The following is a 16,191-nucleotide window of genomic DNA, read 5'->3' as shown; positions in this document are numbered from 1 at the left end:
AATTAATCTTGTAATGCAAAAACGCGCTGCAACAGGTTTGTGGTGCGTGCGGCAATATTGTCTCTAATATCTTTTTCTTCAACAGCGATCATGGTAAAAACACCATCTAACGCCTCGTTTGTAACATAATCGGTAAGGTCTGGATTTACCTTATTCACAAACGGAATTTGATTATATCTCGTGATCAGTTGCTCCCATATGGCGTCTGCGCCAACCTTTTGAAATGAGCTTTTGATCACCGGATTAAATTTTGCGTAAAGCGCAGTTGTTGTTCTATTCTCTAGATACGTGGTCGCAGATCTGTCGTTGCCTAGAAGAATTTTTCTCGCATCTGCAAAAGTGATTCCTTTTACTGCATCTATAAAAATAGGTGTGGCTTCACTCACGGCATCTTCAGCGGCACGATTGAGTAATTTTAAGCCTTCATCGGCTAAATTGTCAAGGCCAATATCGCGCAAGGTTTTGTCAACTCTTTGCAATTCTTCTGGCAGGAGAATTTTTACCAGTTCGTTTCTATAAAAACCGTTTTCCTGAGTGAGTTTTGTTACCTCTTTATCTATACCAAATTCTAATGCTTGTTTCAATCCGTCAGCGATCATCGCGTCGCTAATGCCTACATCGCCAGGCAGGTTATTGATCACTGTGTTAAGCTCTGCACAGCTCACAAGGGAGAAAACAAGAAATAGGGCAACGATTTTTTTCATGTAGCGGTATTTATTTAGAAAGTTACGAATTCTAAAACTCTCAAGAGTCTAAAAATGAACTTTGCGTGCGTATTTTTCGCTTAAAGCGAAATCAACTAAAAATAACTGTTTTGTTGTTGTAAACCAGAACTTTATTTTCGATGTGTGCTTTTATGGCTCTTGCCAAAACTACTTTCTCAAGATCTCGCCCTTTCTCAATAAAATCCTTAACCGTATGCACGTGCGAAACCCTAACGATCTCTTGCTCAATGATGGGACCTTCATCAAGATCTGCAGTGGCATAATGACTGGTCGCACCTATGATCTTCACACCGCGTTTAAACGCCGCGTGATAAGGCTTTGCGCCTATGAAAGCTGGCAAGAACGAATGGTGAATATTGATAATCTGATCTGGAAATTGTCTCACAAAATCATTACTTAGAATTTGCATATAGCGTGCAAGAATGATGAGATCAATGTTGTGTTCTTTTAAGATCTTAGTATGCGCTGCTTCGGCTTGAGATTTTGTTTCTTTTGTGACCGGCACATGTTTAAAAGGGATATCAAAACGCTTAGCGACGATCTCAAGATCGGGATGATTGCTAATGATCAACGGAATTTCAATTTTTAACTCACCGGAAGCATAGCGACCTAAAATATCATACAAACAGTGATCGTATTTTGAAACAAACAGCGCCAATCTAGGCGTGTAATGTGCGTCAAAGATTTTATAATCTAGTTGATATTCTTCTGCAAAATGCTTTTTAAACTCTGCTTCAAAAACCTCTTGATCAAACTCCGGACTATCAAATTCACATTCTAGGCGCATAAAGAAAACCTGTTGCTCACGATCTACATGCTGATCGAGGTAGACAATGTTCCCGTTTTCATCAAGCATAAATTGCGTGATTGTAGTGATAATTCCTTTTCTATCAGGACAATTGATAAGAAGTGTGATTTTATGCATAGCAAAGCTTTAACACTAAACTAAAACTTTCTATGAAAAATCATAATCAAAACACTTCAAAAGAATCGGCTTTTTCTTGTCAAATCCTTAAATTAGCAACGCATTAAAGCAATTTTTTTACGAATGGAACAAATAGCGCCGTACACGCCAAAAAATAAAATCAGAATTGTAACCGCAGCCTCACTTTTTGATGGTCATGATGCTGCCATAAATGTGATGCGTCGCATCATTCAATCCACTGGTGTTGAGGTGATTCATTTGGGTCACGATCGCAGTGTGGATGAGGTGGTGAATACAGCTATCCAGGAGGATGTGCAAGCCATTGCGATGACGAGTTATCAAGGCGGCCACATGGAATATTTTAAATACATGTACGACCTTCTTCAAGAGCGCGGTGCTGGGCAGATCCAGATTTTTGGCGGCGGCGGCGGAGTGATCCTTCCAGAAGAAATTGAAGAATTGCAAGCCTACGGCATCACTCGTATTTATTCTCCAGATGATGGCCGTGAGATGGGCCTTCAAGGTATGATCAATGACCTTGTAGGGAAGTGCGATCATACGGTAGGTGATTTGGCTTTAAGCCAAAATCTAACCGATGCACTACACGCAAAAAATACAAATGCCATTGCGCGTCTCATTAGCTTGGCAGAAAATCGCCATGATGAGTTTGAAAATCATTTTAAGCCTTCCGGTGAAAAGGTGCCTGTGCTGGGAATTACCGGTACTGGCGGTGCTGGGAAGTCGTCTCTGGTAGATGAACTGGTGCGTAGATTTTTAAGCGATTTTGATGATAAAACGCTTGGGATAATTTCGGTTGACCCTTCTAAAAAGAAAACTGGCGGCGCTTTACTGGGCGATAGGATCAGGATGAATGCGATCAATTCGCCTCGTGTTTATATGCGATCGCTAGCGACCCGTCAGAGTAATTTGGCGCTATCAAAACACGTGCAAGAAGCCGTTGAGGTGCTGAAGGCTGCCAAGTTTGATCTTATTATTCTTGAAACGTCTGGGATAGGGCAAAGCGATACCGAAATTCTAGATCACAGCGATGTTTCGTTATATGTGATGACGCCAGAATTTGGCGCGGCAACCCAACTGGAAAAAATCGATATGCTTGATTTTGCAGACCTTGTTGCCATCAACAAATTTGATAAGCGTGGCGCAATGGATGCCCTGCGTGATGTGAAAAAGCAATATGCGCGCAACCATCAATTATGGGATGCAAAAGATGATGAATTACCGGTTTTTGGTACGATCGCTTCCCAGTTTAATGATCCGGGAATGAACCAACTTTACAAAGCCGTGATGGATGAGTTGGTTGAAAATACAGAGGCAGATCTGCAAAGCGCTTTTGAGATCTCAAATGAGATGTCTGAGAAGATTTTTGTGATTCCGCCGGCACGCACACGCTACCTTTCTGAGATCGCAGAGAGCAATCGTCATTATGATAAAACGGCTTCAGAGCAAGCTGAGGTTGCGCAAAAACTTTACGGCATTTTCAAGACGGTTTGTACAGTTGCAGGATTGCCTTTCGGCGAAAGCGAAAATGCAATTATCACAAAGAACGGCTTAGATGCTGATGCGTTAGTGAGTCAAGTTCAAGAGGAAGATAAAAAGGAATTGGTTGAATTGCTTCTCAAAGAATTTGACCGCGTAAAAATGAATCTCGATCCGTACAATTGGGAGGTGATCGTAGGCTGGGATGAAAAAGTGAACAGGTACAAGCAACCGGTGTATAGCTTTAAAGTTCGTGATAAAGAAATAAAGATCGATACGCATACAGAGTCGCTGTCGCATTCTCAAATCCCAAAGGTTGCCTTGCCAAAATATAAGGCGTGGGGCGATATTTTAAAATGGGTTTTACAGGAGAATGTGCCGGGTGAATTTCCATACACTGCGGGACTTTATCCTTTTAAAAGAACTGGCGAAGATCCCACGCGAATGTTTGCAGGCGAAGGTGGCCCAGAGCGTACTAATCGTCGCTTTCATTATGTAAGTTTGGGCATGCCGGCAAAGCGACTTTCTACGGCTTTTGATAGCGTGACGTTATACGGTAACGACCCAGATTACCGCCCTGATATTTATGGGAAAATTGGTAATGCCGGTGTTTCTATCTGTTGTTTGGATGATGCAAAAAAACTCTATTCTGGTTTTGATCTGAGCGACCCGATGACCTCGGTGAGTATGACGATAAATGGTCCTGCGCCTATGTTGTTAGGTTTTTTTATGAATGCCGCGATCGACCAAAATTGTGAGAAATACATCAAACAAAACGGTCTGGAAGATAAAGTTGAGGCAAAGCTAAAAGAGCTTTATGATGACAAAGGAATAAACAGGCCGGCGTATAAAAATTTTGCCGCTCAAGGCGAAAACCTCAATGACAAAAACCTACCAGAAGGAAACGATGGTCTAGGTTTGATGCTGTTAGGTCTTACGGGTGATCAGATTTTGCCAAAGGATGTTTACCAGCAGATTAAGATCGAGACTTTAAATAAAGTTCGTGGTACCGTTCAGGCAGATATTTTAAAGGAAGATCAGGCGCAGAATACCTGTATTTTCTCAACCGAGTTTGCCCTGCGCTTAATGGGTGATGTTCAGGAATATTTTATTGAGCAGCAGGTGCGCAATTTCTATTCGGTTTCTATTTCTGGATATCACATTGCAGAGGCTGGCGCAAACCCGATTACGCAGTTGGCCTTCACGCTTTCTAATGGTTTCACTTACGTGGAATATTATCTGAGCCGTGGCATGGATATCAATAAATTTGGTCCTAATCTTTCGTTCTTCTTTAGCAACGGAGTTGACCCAGAATATGCCGTAATAGGACGTGTGGCGAGAAGAATTTGGGCGAAAGCCTTAAAAGAAAAATACGGTGCTAACGCGCGTGCGCAAATGTTGAAATATCATATTCAAACTTCGGGAAGATCACTGCACGCTCAGGAAATTGATTTCAACGATATTCGTACAACCTTACAAGCATTGTATGCCATTTACGATAACTGCAACTCGCTGCACACAAATGCGTATGATGAAGCCATCACAACACCTACAGAAGAAAGCGTGCGCAGGGCAATGGCGATACAGTTGATCATCAATAAAGAATTAGGATTGGCGAAAAACGAAAACCCAATTCAAGGAGCGTTTATCATTGAAGAACTTACAGACCTTGTGGAAGAAGCTGTTTTGTTAGAATTTGATAGGATAACAGAGCGCGGCGGAGTGCTGGGCGCGATGGAAACCATGTACCAACGTAGCAAAATTCAAGAAGAGAGTTTGCATTATGAAACCTTGAAGCATACAGGTGAATATCCTATTATTGGTGTGAATACATTCTTGAGCAGTAAAGGTTCGCCAACCATAAAGCCTATGGAAGTAATCCGTGCGACTGAGGATGAGAAAAAATCTCAGATCAACACGCTAGAGAATTTGCATGTAGCTTTCGCCGAAAGGCAAACAAACGTCTTAAAAGAAGTGCAGGAAGCTGCCATACAAAACGAGAATATCTTTGAAAAACTCATGGAGGCATCAAAGGTTTGCTCGCTAGGGCAGATCACTAATGCGCTGTTTGAAGTAGGCGGTCAATACCGCAGAAATATGTAGGGAAATTGTATTGAAGAGCTAAAAAAAACCGTTGTCAGAATTAGAACTGACAACGGATACGCAATAAAATGATTAGGGGTGAAATTTTAAAGCGTTAAAGCCCATTTGCGTTGCAGACGGTTAAATTTCTTCACCTCGCGACGCAATACTTTTATAAAATCTTTTCCGTTGCTCTCTGCGCGCTCAAGGCGAACGCATGTTTTATACAGACGCTGACTTAGCTTGCTTACAGAGTCGGCGTGCTTTAATCTTTGATCCTGGAAGGGATGCATTTCAGCCTTTTTGATCTCTGGCGCAAGAGAATCTGAATGTCTTATAATATCACCAGTAAAATAAATATTAAGATCTTCTGAGCCGTCATTTTTAAGCTCAGTAAGATCATAACCTAAGTAGTCTGAAATATTGCGAGATAAGTGCAATATTTCTAACGCATGGTTATAAAGTCTAATATTTCCTGGTAATCTTTCCATAGCAAATTCTAATATCAAATTTAATAGGAAAACAAATTGATTATCTTTGTGATTTAACGTGATATTCATTTTTTGATTTAAAATCAAAAGATTTAAAGCTTAAAACCTTTAAAATGAAAATAGATTCAACAAACTGGAAAATTTTGCAGTGTTTACAGCAAAATGCACGCATGAGCAATGCAGAGATCGGTAGGCGAGTAGGCATCACTTCTCCCGCTGTTGCAGAGCGTATTAGGAAGATGGAAGACGCAAATATTTTAACCGGTTATCGCGCTGAGGTTTCACCATGGCACACTGGCCATCAACTTAAAGCGATCATCACGCTGCGCGTTTTTATGGGTCGCTTAAAACCCTTTCTTGAAAAAGTAAAAGAATACAAAGAGATTCTCAACTGCTATCGTATCACAGGAAATGAGAATATCATCATTGAAGTTGTGCTAAAAGACCAATTTCACCTTGAGAAATTCATTGATAAACTCATCACGTACGGCGAAACAAAAACCCACATCGTGCTCTCTACAGTTATAGAAAACGCACCGATCTATAGCAACGAAATGAAATCTACATAGAGCCTAATCTGCCGCCATCAACTGCTAGACTTACGCCGTTGATATAACTAGCTGGCTGGCTGGCCAAAAATACAATGGCATTTGCCGTTTCCTCAGGGTTCGCAAATCTGCCCATTGGGATGGCGCTTTTCCAGTTGTTTTCTTCCTCGGCGATGCTGTGTCCTCCTTTTTCTGCGCGCGCTTCTATCAAGCTAGAAAGTCGTTCTGTTGCTGTCGCTCCAGGTAAAACGTTGTTTACTGTAATTCCAAATTTCCCAACCTCATTGCTCAAGGTTTTTGCCCAGCTAGCGACTGCCCATCTTGTCGTGTTTGAGACGCCAAGTCCCGGGATAGGTTCTTTTACAGAGGTCGAGATTATGTTTATGATTCGGCCGTAATTTGCTGCTTTCATTCCGGGTATTATGGCTTGCGCCAAAAGGTGATTGCACTTAAGATGTCGCGTAAGTGCAGTTTCAAATTCTGACACGTCAGCTTCTAGAATCGGGCCGCCAGCAGGACCGCCAGAATTGTTGATGAGAATATGAACGGGATCATTTTTCTTTAGAAATTCCGTGACAACGGCATTTACATATTCAGGATTGTCAAAATCTGCTGCAAGCATCGTGTGCTTTTGACCGGCAGAAGTGTCAAGCTCAGCTAATGTGGACTTAAGTTTGTTTTCATTTCGCGCAAGCAAAATAACATTTGCGCCTTCTTGTGCTAATAGCAAAGCCGTTGCTTTCCCGATGCCGGCCGTGCTGCCACAAACCAAAGCATTTTTACCGTGTAGACCTAAATTCATAGTTAATCTTCTTCCATTTCATTAAGCACAGCCTCATCGTGAAGCATACTTTTTATCTGTGCTTTTACGAGATTCAACTTTTCGCGTAAGCTTAAAGAATCTGGCAGTTTGCCGTCATAAATAAGGTTAAGGATCGCCTTATCTTGCAGTCTACCACGCAGCATGGCTTCTGTGTAGCGCAGGTCTTCCCTGAAAGTAACAAGCGAATATTTGCTGTAATATTCGGTAGGGAATTGTTCTTCAAAAGCGATTTCAAGCTTGCGTTTTTCCTGAAAAATAGGACGCGCCGTATGCGCTTTCATCTCATGAAAATTGTCTACGGCAAGGTCTGCAATCGCATCTGTATCGTCTTTGCGCACCGCTTGATATTCTTTAAAAATCTTTGTCCAGTCGCCCTCATATTTGTCGATAAATCCATCCAGCACATGAATGTCTTCAAAGGCGCTATTCATCCCCTGACCATAAAATGGAACGATACCATGTGCGGCGTCACCTATTAAAAGTGTTTTGCCGTAGGCGTGCCAAGGCGAACATTTAATCGTTCCTAATGGTGAAGTTGGGTTGTTCTCAAATTCTTCGGCGAGATTGGGCATCAACTTTAAGGCATCAGGAAATTCTTCCTCAAAGTATTTTGTTACCGCTTCCGCGGAATCTAATTTGTCAAAACTATTAGGTCCTTCATCCCAAGAAAGGAAAAGCGTAACCGTAAAACTGCCGTCAAGGTTAGGCAGCGCGATCATCATGTCTTTGCCACGCGGCCAGATATGCAATGCGTTCTTAAAAACCTGAAAATCTCCGTCTTTCGTTGGTGGGAAGGAAAGTTCTTTGTAACCGTGCGTCAAGAAATGTTGACCATAACTGAACAAGAATTTTCTATGCGCAAGCATACTTTTTCGCAGCATACTGCCCACGCCATCAGCTCCCATAATCACATCTGCTTGAAAGGTTTTTTTCTCCTCGCTCACAAAATGCTGAAAAGTCGCTTTGCCTTCCTCAAGGTTTACATCCACGCATTTCATATTAAAATGCATTTTGATGTTTGGCATTTTATCGCATTCGTCAAGCAACATTTTGTTGAGGTCTTCTCGCGAAATACTATTGATAAATTCCCCGCGACCACTATACGGACTCATAAAAGTTTCGCCCTCGCGGTCATGTATCATGCGGCCTTGCATTGGGATGCAAAGCGGTTTTACTTTATCTTCAAGGCCGGCGAGACGAAGACCTTTCATCCCCCTATCAGAAAAAGCAAGGTTAATACTACGACCAGAGTCAAGAGACATGATTCTAAGATCTGGGCGTTTTTCCATCACGGTAACTCGGTAACCACGTTGCGCCATGCGCAGTGCAAGAAGCGAACCGCAAAGTCCAGCGCCTATTACCAGTATATGTTCGTTATTGGTCAAAGTTTTTTGATTGATTGGTTAGCAAAAATTAGTTGTTTAGCAATTCGCGCAGTCGCACCGCCATTTCATAAACATCTTCAAAGTTGTTATAGATAGGAGCAGGTGCCACACGAATTACATCAGGCTCACGCCAGTCGCAAATGATGCCAGCCTCCAAAAATCCGTCAAACATGCTTTTGTCAGCATTTTTCACTTGGATCGAGAGTTGACAACCGCGCTCCTCCGGATTTTTTGGAGTGATGATATTGATACGGTCATCGTTGATCTCATTGATCAGAAATTCCAGATAGCCGGTTAACTTTATAGATTTCTCTCTAATGTTTTTGAATCCCGCTTCCGCGAAAACTTCTAGCGAAGCTCTCACTGCTGCCATGCTCAAAATAGGAGGATTGCTCAATTGCCATCCGTCTGCGCCAAAAGCTGGGTCAAAATCCAGACGCATATTAAAACGCGTTTCCAGTTTGTGTCCCCACCAGCCTGTGAATCGCTGAATTTCTTTATCATCTGCATGACGCTCATGAACAAAACATCCGCCAAGACTTCCGGGGCCGCTGTTCAAATATTTGTAAGTACACCAAACAGCAAAGTCAGGACCGGTTTCATGCAAATCTGCTTCGATGTTACCCACGCCGTGAGCCAAGTCAAAACCAACCATTGCGCCATGTTTGTGACCTAACTCGGTGATTTTTTTCATCGGGTATTTCTGGCCCGTGTAATAATTTGTATTTCCCAGCATGACAAGAGCAACTTCGTCGCCATGTTTTTCCATGATAGCTTCTAGATCCTCATAATGATTGAGGTATTCACCTTCGCGAGGTTGCCATAAGATCAAGGATTCATCAGGGTCGTAGTCGTGATGTTTTATCTGTGATTTTACCGCGTAAATATCAGACGGGAACGCATCACTCTCGATGACGATCTTATTTCTTTTTGGCGTAGGCCTGTAAAAAGAAACCATCATCAAATGCAAATTCGTTGTAAGCGTATTCATGATGATCACCTCGTCTGGCTTGGCGCCCACAATGTCTGCCATTTTTTTAGACAGCGCACGGTGATATTCTGTCCATGGGATTTCTGCTTTAAAATGGCCTTCTACACCTATTTTTGCCCAGTGGTCCAATTCTTTCTGAATAAATTCTTGAGCATTTTTGGGCTGTAAGCCTAGCGAATTCCCGCAGAGGTAAATGTAATTGTTACCATCTGGATCTTTTGGAAAATGAAACTTTTCGCGAAAGCTACGCAACGGGTCTTGCGCGTCGCATTCTTTGGCAAAAGCCAAACTGTTTTGATACCGAATCTGAGTGTCTTGCATATCCTACAAATTTAACAATATTGCTTTTTAAATGCCTGCGAGAATTGTGATATGTGCGATGTTTAAGGCTAAAATTTTGTTATTTTTCATAATTCAAAAGCATTTATGGAAGCCATCAAACTCGTTTTTACGAACCGAAAGTATTTTTCTCCTGCATTTCTCTTTGCGACGTTGAATATTGTCATCGGGACTTGGGCGATTTACATTCCTGCGATAAGCGCGAGACTTGATCTTGAAGAAAGCGAACTGGGTTTTGCGCTGTTTTTTATTGCGCTGGGCACGCTTGTGGCGCTTCCTTTTTTGCCTGTTTTGGCTAAAAGGCTCGGCATTGGGAAACTTTCTTTCTTGGCGGTTGTCTTGATGTGCGTGAGCATTCTAGGTCCATTTCTGGCTGAAAATTATATCACACTTTGCGCATCGCTTTTTGTTTTTGGCGTTTTTAATGGGTTGCTGGACGCTGGGATGAATACGTTGGTCAACGAAATCGAGAAGCAAGAAAATGCTCATTTTATGAGTATTTCACACGGCTTTTTCAGTCTCGGCGGGATGGTGAGCGCGGGTATCGGGACTTTTTTGATAGGTGTTTTTGACAGTGCGGTGTTGCATATCGCGACGGTGGTGGGGTTGATGATCGTTTTGAATCTGGCTTTCGCCAAAAACTATTCAAGTGTAAAAACCTCTGCCCATGAAGAAAGTTCAGGGTTTAAGTTGAAAAACCTCAAACCTTTGATTGGGCTGGCTATAATCGCTTTTTTGATCTTTGCCTCAGAAGGTGCGATCGTAGATTGGAGTGCTTTGTATCTTGAGAAAGTTACGCTGGCAGATGTTTCGCTTTTTGGGATGGGTTATACCGCTTTTAATGGTATGATGGCTGTGGGGCGCTTCTTTGGCGACGGAATAAGTAAAAGATTTGGTTCAAAAGTGATTCTCGTGGGTGGTGCTTTACTTGGTGCGATAGGTTTTGCGTTAGTTTTAACCGGCGAAACTTGGGTTGCCATCACTGGTTTTGCCATTGTAGGAACTGGCCTTTCAATTATAGTTCCTGAGTTGCTGCGTTATGCAGGTCAGCTTCTTAATGTTCCTTCAGCGGAAGGAGTGAGCTTTGTTGCAGGTGTAGGATTCTCAGGAATGCTATTAGGTCCGGTTTTACTTGGGTTTCTGGCAGGCGCCTTTTCGCTAAAAAGCAGCTTTATCGCACTATTGTGCGCAACGGTATTTGCTGCGGTTTTATCCTTTTCGCTTAAGCGAAAATAAATTGTATCTTGTATCAAAAGTAATGGATATGAAAGAGATTGTAGTAAAAGTGCCTGAATCTAGATTTGAGTTTTTTATGAATCTTGTGCGAGAATTAGGGATAGAAGCGATGGATACTGCTACCATATCTAGAGAGCAGGAAAAGGAGGTGGAAGCAAGAATAATGAAATCTTCAAAAAATCCAAGTCGCCTGTTGAAATGGGATGAGGTTAAGGGTGATCTTCTATAAGTTTGATGAGTTTTGAAATTTTAATAGAACCCGAGGTTCTTGAGGATATTAGAAATTCACATGCTTATTATGAAGAAAAATTAGATGGTCTGGGAGACAGGTTTATTGAGGAGGTCACTAAATGTATTGAAGACATAAAACTAAATCCCTATTATGAGGTGAGATATGGCAAGATTAGATGTGTTCCGCTTAAAGTTTTTCCTTATCTCATACATTTTGCACTTCGCGAGGAAACTGCTGAGATAACGATTCACGCCGTTTTTAATACATATCAAAATCCTGATAAATACCCAAAGAAATAAGACTACTCTGCAGTTTTAACTTCTATACCTGTAAAATAAAGCTTTACCATGTCACCTTCTGTATTGTGAGTTTCGGCGATCTGTAAACCTTCAAAGTTCTTGTAGTCTTCACAGCTGGTAACCATGCTCCAAGAATCTGCATTACCACGACGGAAGATCCACTCTTTTACCATGTAATCTTTGTCGTAATAAAAGTCGTAAGCGTCGCCAGGAGTATAACCACCTTCGTCACCATAAACGATGGTGATCTTTGATAAAAGTTCTTTGCTCATCGGCGCTGTGGCGGTGTCTTGAATAGTAAGACTTGTAGATTCTTTATCCCAAACCAAGTGATATGGAGCCAGTAACCAGAAAGAATCATTGATAAAACCTTTGTCTGTGGTAGTGGCTAGACTATCCATTTTAGTACGGTTATATTCTACCATGTCTTCTGGGTTTTTCATGGTGATATCGCCAGTCTTTGGCTTCCAAGTCCATGAACGCGCCATATGATCTTGACCACGATCTACATTAAATGTAAAAGCTAATTCTTCTACTTTATCCCAGTTTTCAATACCCGAAGCTTCTGCAATTTTCCAAGCAACTTCCTCTTCAGAAGTAAGGCTAGCGATGTCTATTTCTTCAGTTACTGTTTCTTGTTTTTTAGTGTCATTACAAGCGATCAATACAAGGCTTAGAAGAAATACTGAGAAAAGATTTTTCATGGTAGTTGTTTTTGTAAAAATACACAAAACTAAAAGCGGTATTCTTAATATTTTCTCAAAGCGGTGGTATCTTTGAATCAAAACAAATTCAAGATGAAAAATCCATCCATACTTTTACTTCTACTTTCAATTTTAACTGTGGCCTGCAATAATAAGGAAGCCGATATGCAATCTGATTATGATGCTATGATGGCCGAAACTATTGAAGTGCATGATGCTGTGATGAAAGATATGATGCCGTTGGGCAACATGAGTTCAAAAATGAAAAGGATGACAGACAGTCTTCCAGAAAATATGGAGTATAAAAATGCCTTGTCAAAACTTGAAAATGCGCATGATTTTATGATGAACTGGATGCAGGATTTTGGGCAGAAATTTCCTTATGAAGAGCGTCAAGGTAAAGTTGAACCATCGCAGGATCTTAAAACAAGATTTGACTTACTAAAGGAAGAAAATCAAGAGGTAAAAGCGATGCAAGATTCTGTTACCACTAGCATTGAGAACGCAAAGCAATTACTAGGCAGTTAATGAAAGGCTAAAGTAGCAACGTCTAAAAACGCGAATGGGTAACTTTGAGTAAATACAAATTTTATGAAAACCATATTGCATAGATCAGAGTCCAGAGGCGAAGCAAATTTTGGCTGGTTGCAGAGTAGACATACATTTAGTTTTGGGAATTATTATGACAGTCAGCGTATGAACTTTGGTGCGCTGCGTGTTATAAACGATGATAAAGTAAAAGGCGGTCAAGGTTTTGGTACGCATCCACACAAAAATATGGAGATCATTTCCATACCGCTGGTGGGCGCGCTAGAGCACAAAGACAGCATGGGCAATAGCGGTGTGATCCAGAACGGCGACATACAAGTAATGAGCGCCGGGACTGGCATTCGTCATAGTGAATTTAATCACAACGCAGATGAGGTTGTAGAATTTTTACAGATCTGGGTGATCCCAAATAAAGATAATGTTACGCCTAGATATGATCAATTAACCATGGACGCTGGGGCGCGAAAAAACAAATTACAGCAGATCTTATCGCCTAATCCAGATGATGACGGAGTTTGGATTCATCAGGATGCATGGTTTTTTATGAGTGATCTTGATAAAGACAATTCAATTGAGTATTCATTGCAGCATCCGGATAATGGCGTTTACATTTTCGTTTTAAACGGAAAAATCACTGCTGCAGATCAAGAGCTCGAAAAAAGAGATGGTCTTGGCGTTTTGGAAACCGAAACTTTTACAGTGACGGCGCACGATGACGCTCAAGTACTTTTTATGGAAGTGCCTATGAAATAATAAAATTCTTAAAATTTTTCAGGTCTTAGTGTAATTGATACAATTGTGGCTCGACTACTTAAAACATCAATCATTAATATTAAAATCTGAAAAGCATGGAAACACCTATTCAACTCACCTTAGTAGGATTTAAGAATGGAAATTATCAACTAAAATATCCTAATCTGGATATTCCCATTTCGGTAAACGAGGAACTTTACAGGAAGTTTTGTTCTAGCAAAGAGTATGTGATAAAACACGCGGTAGACAAGACAAAAATCCCAAAAGAAGAACTACAACAAATGTCCATTTGCGGCATGCAATAACTTAAGAAGCGCGATCCTGAGTCGCGCTTTTTTATTTTTTGGCTGCAGCCAAAAGAACACTCAAACCTTTTAGGTTAAAATTATGCGGTAAACTGCTAAAGACAGTTTGCTTTATGCGCAGAGGCGTAAATTTGCAAAACATGATAGGGAAGACAGAAGCGCTAAGAACAAAATCAAAAAACATCATTGTTGTCCTGCTGGGAACACTCATCGCACTAGGACCATTTTCTATAGACATGTATCTGCCGGCTTTTGGCAGTGTGGCAGAAGATTTTAATGTTGATATTTCAAGAGTTGGGCTCACGCTTACTAGTTATTTTATAGGCATTTCGTTAGGTCAATTAGCTTACGGCCCGTTGATGGACCGTTATGGAAGAAGAAAACCGCTGATCTTTGGTCTAATAATTTATATAGCATCCAGCCTTCTTTGCGCCTTGAGTTGGAATCTAGATGTACTTATCGTTGCCAGATTTTTTATGGCGCTTGGCGGTTGTGCTGGGATGGTAGCCAGTAAAGCCATGGTGCGTGATCTTTTTGAAAAAGAACAAGTAGCAGATGTCTTGTCTACTTTGATGCTTATAATGGGTGTTGCGCCTATTATTGCACCCACAGTGGGCGGAATTGTGATCTCGTCTTTAGGCTGGCACAGTGTGTTTATCATTTTGGCCGTTTTTGCAGGGTTAATGCTTTTTAATGTAACCTACATTTTACCCGAAAGTGCTTCGCCTAACCGGGCGACAAGCCTGAGACCAAAAGCTGTTTTTCTTGAATATGTTTCTATTTTAAAGAACAGAGATTTCTTTATTTTCTCAATGGTGCGCGGTATGGCGATGGGAGCTTTACTTTCTTATGTGTCAAGTGCGCCGTTTGTTTTTATCGAGTATTTTGAAATGAGCGAGCAGCAATTTGGTTGGATCTTTGGTGGTAATGCAGCAGGTTTAATTTTAGGTAGCCAGATGAATCGCTTTGCATTAAAACGCTTTTCACTATTAAAGATCACAATAGCAACGGCCGTAATTCTTGCGATAATCACAGGTGTAGGGCTGGTTGTAAGTTCGGTGTCTGTTCAGTTTTGGGTGGTTTATCCTATTTTATTCTTGATGCTGTTCTTTATAGGTTTTCAAAATCCCAATGCCACAGCACTTTCTCTACAACCGTTCACAATACAAGCGGGTAGCGCATCAGCTTTGATAGGAAGTTTAGGGATGATCTTTGGGAGTCTCGCTAGTATTCTTGTAACCACTTTTGTTACGACGAGCATCCTTCCGCTTTTTGTAATTGTTTTTACAAGTTGTCTTCTCAGTTTGGCGCTCATCGTGGTTTATAAAAAAACAAGACATTCATAAAGAATGCCTTGTTATTGTATGTGTTGCGCTTTCGCGAAAGCTATTCTAACCCAAAATCGACATGATCAGGATCTGGACCTAAACGCTCATGCTTGTCCATTGCATCAATGGTTGCCATTTCTTCATCTGAAAGTTCAAAGTTAAAAACATCTGCATTACTGATGATGTGGTCTTTTTTTACCGATTTTGGTATTGTAATCACTCCGTTTTGTAAATCCCAGCGCACGACAACTTTACCTTCGCTCACGCCGTGCTTGTCTGCTATTTTCTTTAAAGTTTCGTTGCCAAATGCATTGCCTTGCATAAGTGGCGACCATGCCTGATATTGAATATCGTGTTTAGCGCAAAATTCTTGTAGATCTTTTTGCACCAGCCAAGGATGAAATTCTACTTGATTAACCATAGGTTTTATGGTTGCGTCTTGCATTAGATCTTCGAGGTGATGCTGCAGGAAGTTACTAACTCCTATCGCTTTTATGCGGCCTTCTTTATACAGATATTCTAAGGCTTTCCAAGTTTCTTTGTATTTGCCTTTTACCGGCCAGTGCACGAGGTAAAGATCTAGGTAATCTAGATTAAGTTTTTCCATGGTCTTGTCAAAGGCGGCAATGGTTTTCTCGTATCCTTGATCGCTATTCCACAGTTTGCTGGTGACAAATATTTCGCCACGAGGCACATCGTGAGAATTTACAGCTTCTCCCACGCCTTCTTCGTTATCATAAAATGACGCAGTATCTACGTGTCTGTATCCTGCATCTAGTGCCCAGTGAATGGCATTAATGACTTCGTCGCCATCTTCTGCTTGATAAACACCTAGGCCTAAATATGGCATTTCAACACCATTGTGCAGCTCCCATTTGCCTTGAAGGTTTGTTATAGTTTTCATTTTATATTGTTTTTATAATTATGATAAAACACAAAACCCGTGATGTTTTAATTCACGGGTTTCATCTTTATTAGT

Annotated in this window: 17 protein-coding genes; 9 read left to right on the top strand and 8 right to left on the bottom strand. The window is 41.2% G+C overall.

Going from position 1 to position 16,191, the window contains the following annotated elements:
- Positions 1–2 precede the first annotated feature (2 nt).
- Both ACZ5L8_RS11045 and purU read right to left on the bottom strand, forming a co-directional pair.
- Positions 3–704 (bottom strand): DUF4197 domain-containing protein, encoded by a 702-nt coding sequence (locus ACZ5L8_RS11045; protein ID WP_464437468.1) that lies wholly within the window; start codon positions 702–704, stop codon positions 3–5.
- Between the two features lie 91 nt (positions 705–795).
- On the bottom strand, positions 796–1,650 hold the full coding sequence (gene purU / locus ACZ5L8_RS11040) for a formyltetrahydrofolate deformylase (RefSeq protein WP_464437466.1): 855 nt from the start codon (positions 1,648–1,650) through the stop codon (positions 796–798).
- 123 nt (positions 1,651–1,773) lie between these two features.
- Here purU and ACZ5L8_RS11035 point away from each other — a divergent pair, with 123 nt between their 5' ends.
- The gene (locus tag ACZ5L8_RS11035) at positions 1,774–5,250 is read left to right on the top strand and encodes a methylmalonyl-CoA mutase family protein (RefSeq protein WP_464437465.1); all 3,477 of its coding nucleotides are present in this window, start codon (positions 1,774–1,776) and stop codon (positions 5,248–5,250) included.
- A gap of 86 nt (positions 5,251–5,336) precedes the next feature.
- Here ACZ5L8_RS11035 and ACZ5L8_RS11030 read toward each other — a convergent pair whose 3' ends face one another.
- The gene (locus tag ACZ5L8_RS11030; RefSeq protein ID WP_464437462.1) at positions 5,337–5,720 is read right to left on the bottom strand and encodes a hypothetical protein; all 384 of its coding nucleotides are present in this window, start codon (positions 5,718–5,720) and stop codon (positions 5,337–5,339) included.
- A 113-nt stretch (positions 5,721–5,833) separates the two neighbouring features.
- Here ACZ5L8_RS11030 and ACZ5L8_RS11025 point away from each other — a divergent pair, with 113 nt between their 5' ends.
- On the top strand, positions 5,834–6,289 hold the full coding sequence (locus ACZ5L8_RS11025) for an Lrp/AsnC family transcriptional regulator (RefSeq protein WP_464437460.1): 456 nt from the start codon (positions 5,834–5,836) through the stop codon (positions 6,287–6,289).
- On the opposite strand, the gene ACZ5L8_RS11020 is transcribed toward ACZ5L8_RS11025, so the two are convergent.
- Genes ACZ5L8_RS11020 through kynU form a run of 3 tightly spaced genes read right to left on the bottom strand, consistent with a single transcriptional unit; the run spans position 6,282 to position 9,788 of the window.
- Positions 6,282–7,070, bottom strand: coding sequence for an SDR family oxidoreductase (locus ACZ5L8_RS11020; RefSeq protein WP_464437458.1), 789 nt, complete (start codon positions 7,068–7,070; stop codon positions 6,282–6,284). The two genes, ACZ5L8_RS11025 and ACZ5L8_RS11020, sit on opposite strands and share 8 nt — an antisense overlap.
- A gap of 2 nt (positions 7,071–7,072) precedes the next feature.
- Positions 7,073–8,476 carry an FAD-dependent oxidoreductase gene (locus tag ACZ5L8_RS11015; RefSeq protein ID WP_464437456.1) on the bottom strand — a complete coding sequence of 468 codons (1,404 nt, stop codon included), beginning with the start codon at positions 8,474–8,476 and terminating at the stop codon, positions 7,073–7,075.
- 28 nt (positions 8,477–8,504) lie between these two features.
- Positions 8,505–9,788 (bottom strand): kynureninase, encoded by a 1,284-nt coding sequence (gene kynU / locus ACZ5L8_RS11010; RefSeq protein WP_464437454.1) that lies wholly within the window; start codon positions 9,786–9,788, stop codon positions 8,505–8,507.
- Positions 9,789–9,893: 105 nt separating this feature from the next.
- On the opposite strand from kynU, the gene ACZ5L8_RS11005 reads away from it, so the two are divergent.
- Genes ACZ5L8_RS11005 through ACZ5L8_RS10995 form a run of 3 tightly spaced genes read left to right on the top strand, consistent with a single transcriptional unit; the run spans position 9,894 to position 11,573 of the window.
- On the top strand, positions 9,894–11,042 hold the full coding sequence (locus ACZ5L8_RS11005; protein WP_464437453.1) for an MFS transporter: 1,149 nt from the start codon (positions 9,894–9,896) through the stop codon (positions 11,040–11,042).
- Positions 11,043–11,070: 28 nt separating this feature from the next.
- Positions 11,071–11,271 carry a hypothetical protein gene (locus tag ACZ5L8_RS11000; protein WP_464437452.1) on the top strand — a complete coding sequence of 67 codons (201 nt, stop codon included), beginning with the start codon at positions 11,071–11,073 and terminating at the stop codon, positions 11,269–11,271.
- A gap of 5 nt (positions 11,272–11,276) precedes the next feature.
- The gene (locus tag ACZ5L8_RS10995) at positions 11,277–11,573 is read left to right on the top strand and encodes a type II toxin-antitoxin system RelE/ParE family toxin (RefSeq protein WP_464437449.1); all 297 of its coding nucleotides are present in this window, start codon (positions 11,277–11,279) and stop codon (positions 11,571–11,573) included.
- A gap of 2 nt (positions 11,574–11,575) precedes the next feature.
- Here ACZ5L8_RS10995 and ACZ5L8_RS10990 read toward each other — a convergent pair whose 3' ends face one another.
- The gene (locus ACZ5L8_RS10990) at positions 11,576–12,277 is read right to left on the bottom strand and encodes a hypothetical protein (protein ID WP_464437447.1); all 702 of its coding nucleotides are present in this window, start codon (positions 12,275–12,277) and stop codon (positions 11,576–11,578) included.
- Between the two features lie 93 nt (positions 12,278–12,370).
- On the opposite strand from ACZ5L8_RS10990, the gene ACZ5L8_RS10985 reads away from it, so the two are divergent.
- The 4 genes from ACZ5L8_RS10985 to ACZ5L8_RS10970 all read left to right on the top strand — a co-directional run bounded on the left by ACZ5L8_RS10985 (position 12,371) and on the right by ACZ5L8_RS10970 (position 15,230).
- Entirely contained in the window at positions 12,371–12,805 is a 435-nt protein-coding gene (locus ACZ5L8_RS10985) for a hypothetical protein (RefSeq protein ID WP_464437446.1), read from the top strand.
- A 63-nt stretch (positions 12,806–12,868) separates the two neighbouring features.
- A complete protein-coding gene (locus ACZ5L8_RS10980; RefSeq protein WP_464437444.1) occupies positions 12,869–13,579 on the top strand; it encodes a pirin family protein in 711 nt (236 codons plus the stop codon).
- A 95-nt stretch (positions 13,580–13,674) separates the two neighbouring features.
- Positions 13,675–13,884: a hypothetical protein gene (locus ACZ5L8_RS10975; protein ID WP_464437443.1), complete on the top strand. Its 210-nt coding sequence runs from the start codon at positions 13,675–13,677 to the stop codon at positions 13,882–13,884.
- A gap of 140 nt (positions 13,885–14,024) precedes the next feature.
- Positions 14,025–15,230, top strand: coding sequence for a multidrug effflux MFS transporter (locus ACZ5L8_RS10970; protein WP_464437441.1), 1,206 nt, complete (start codon positions 14,025–14,027; stop codon positions 15,228–15,230).
- A 40-nt stretch (positions 15,231–15,270) separates the two neighbouring features.
- Here ACZ5L8_RS10970 and ACZ5L8_RS10965 read toward each other — a convergent pair whose 3' ends face one another.
- Positions 15,271–16,116 (bottom strand): aldo/keto reductase, encoded by an 846-nt coding sequence (locus ACZ5L8_RS10965; protein ID WP_464437439.1) that lies wholly within the window; start codon positions 16,114–16,116, stop codon positions 15,271–15,273.
- Positions 16,117–16,191 lie beyond the last annotated feature (75 nt).

Source organism: Leeuwenhoekiella obamensis, assembly GCF_055391795.1.
The sequence above is the reverse complement of the archived record's forward strand: the minus strand, read 5'-3'. Positions and strand labels throughout refer to the sequence as shown.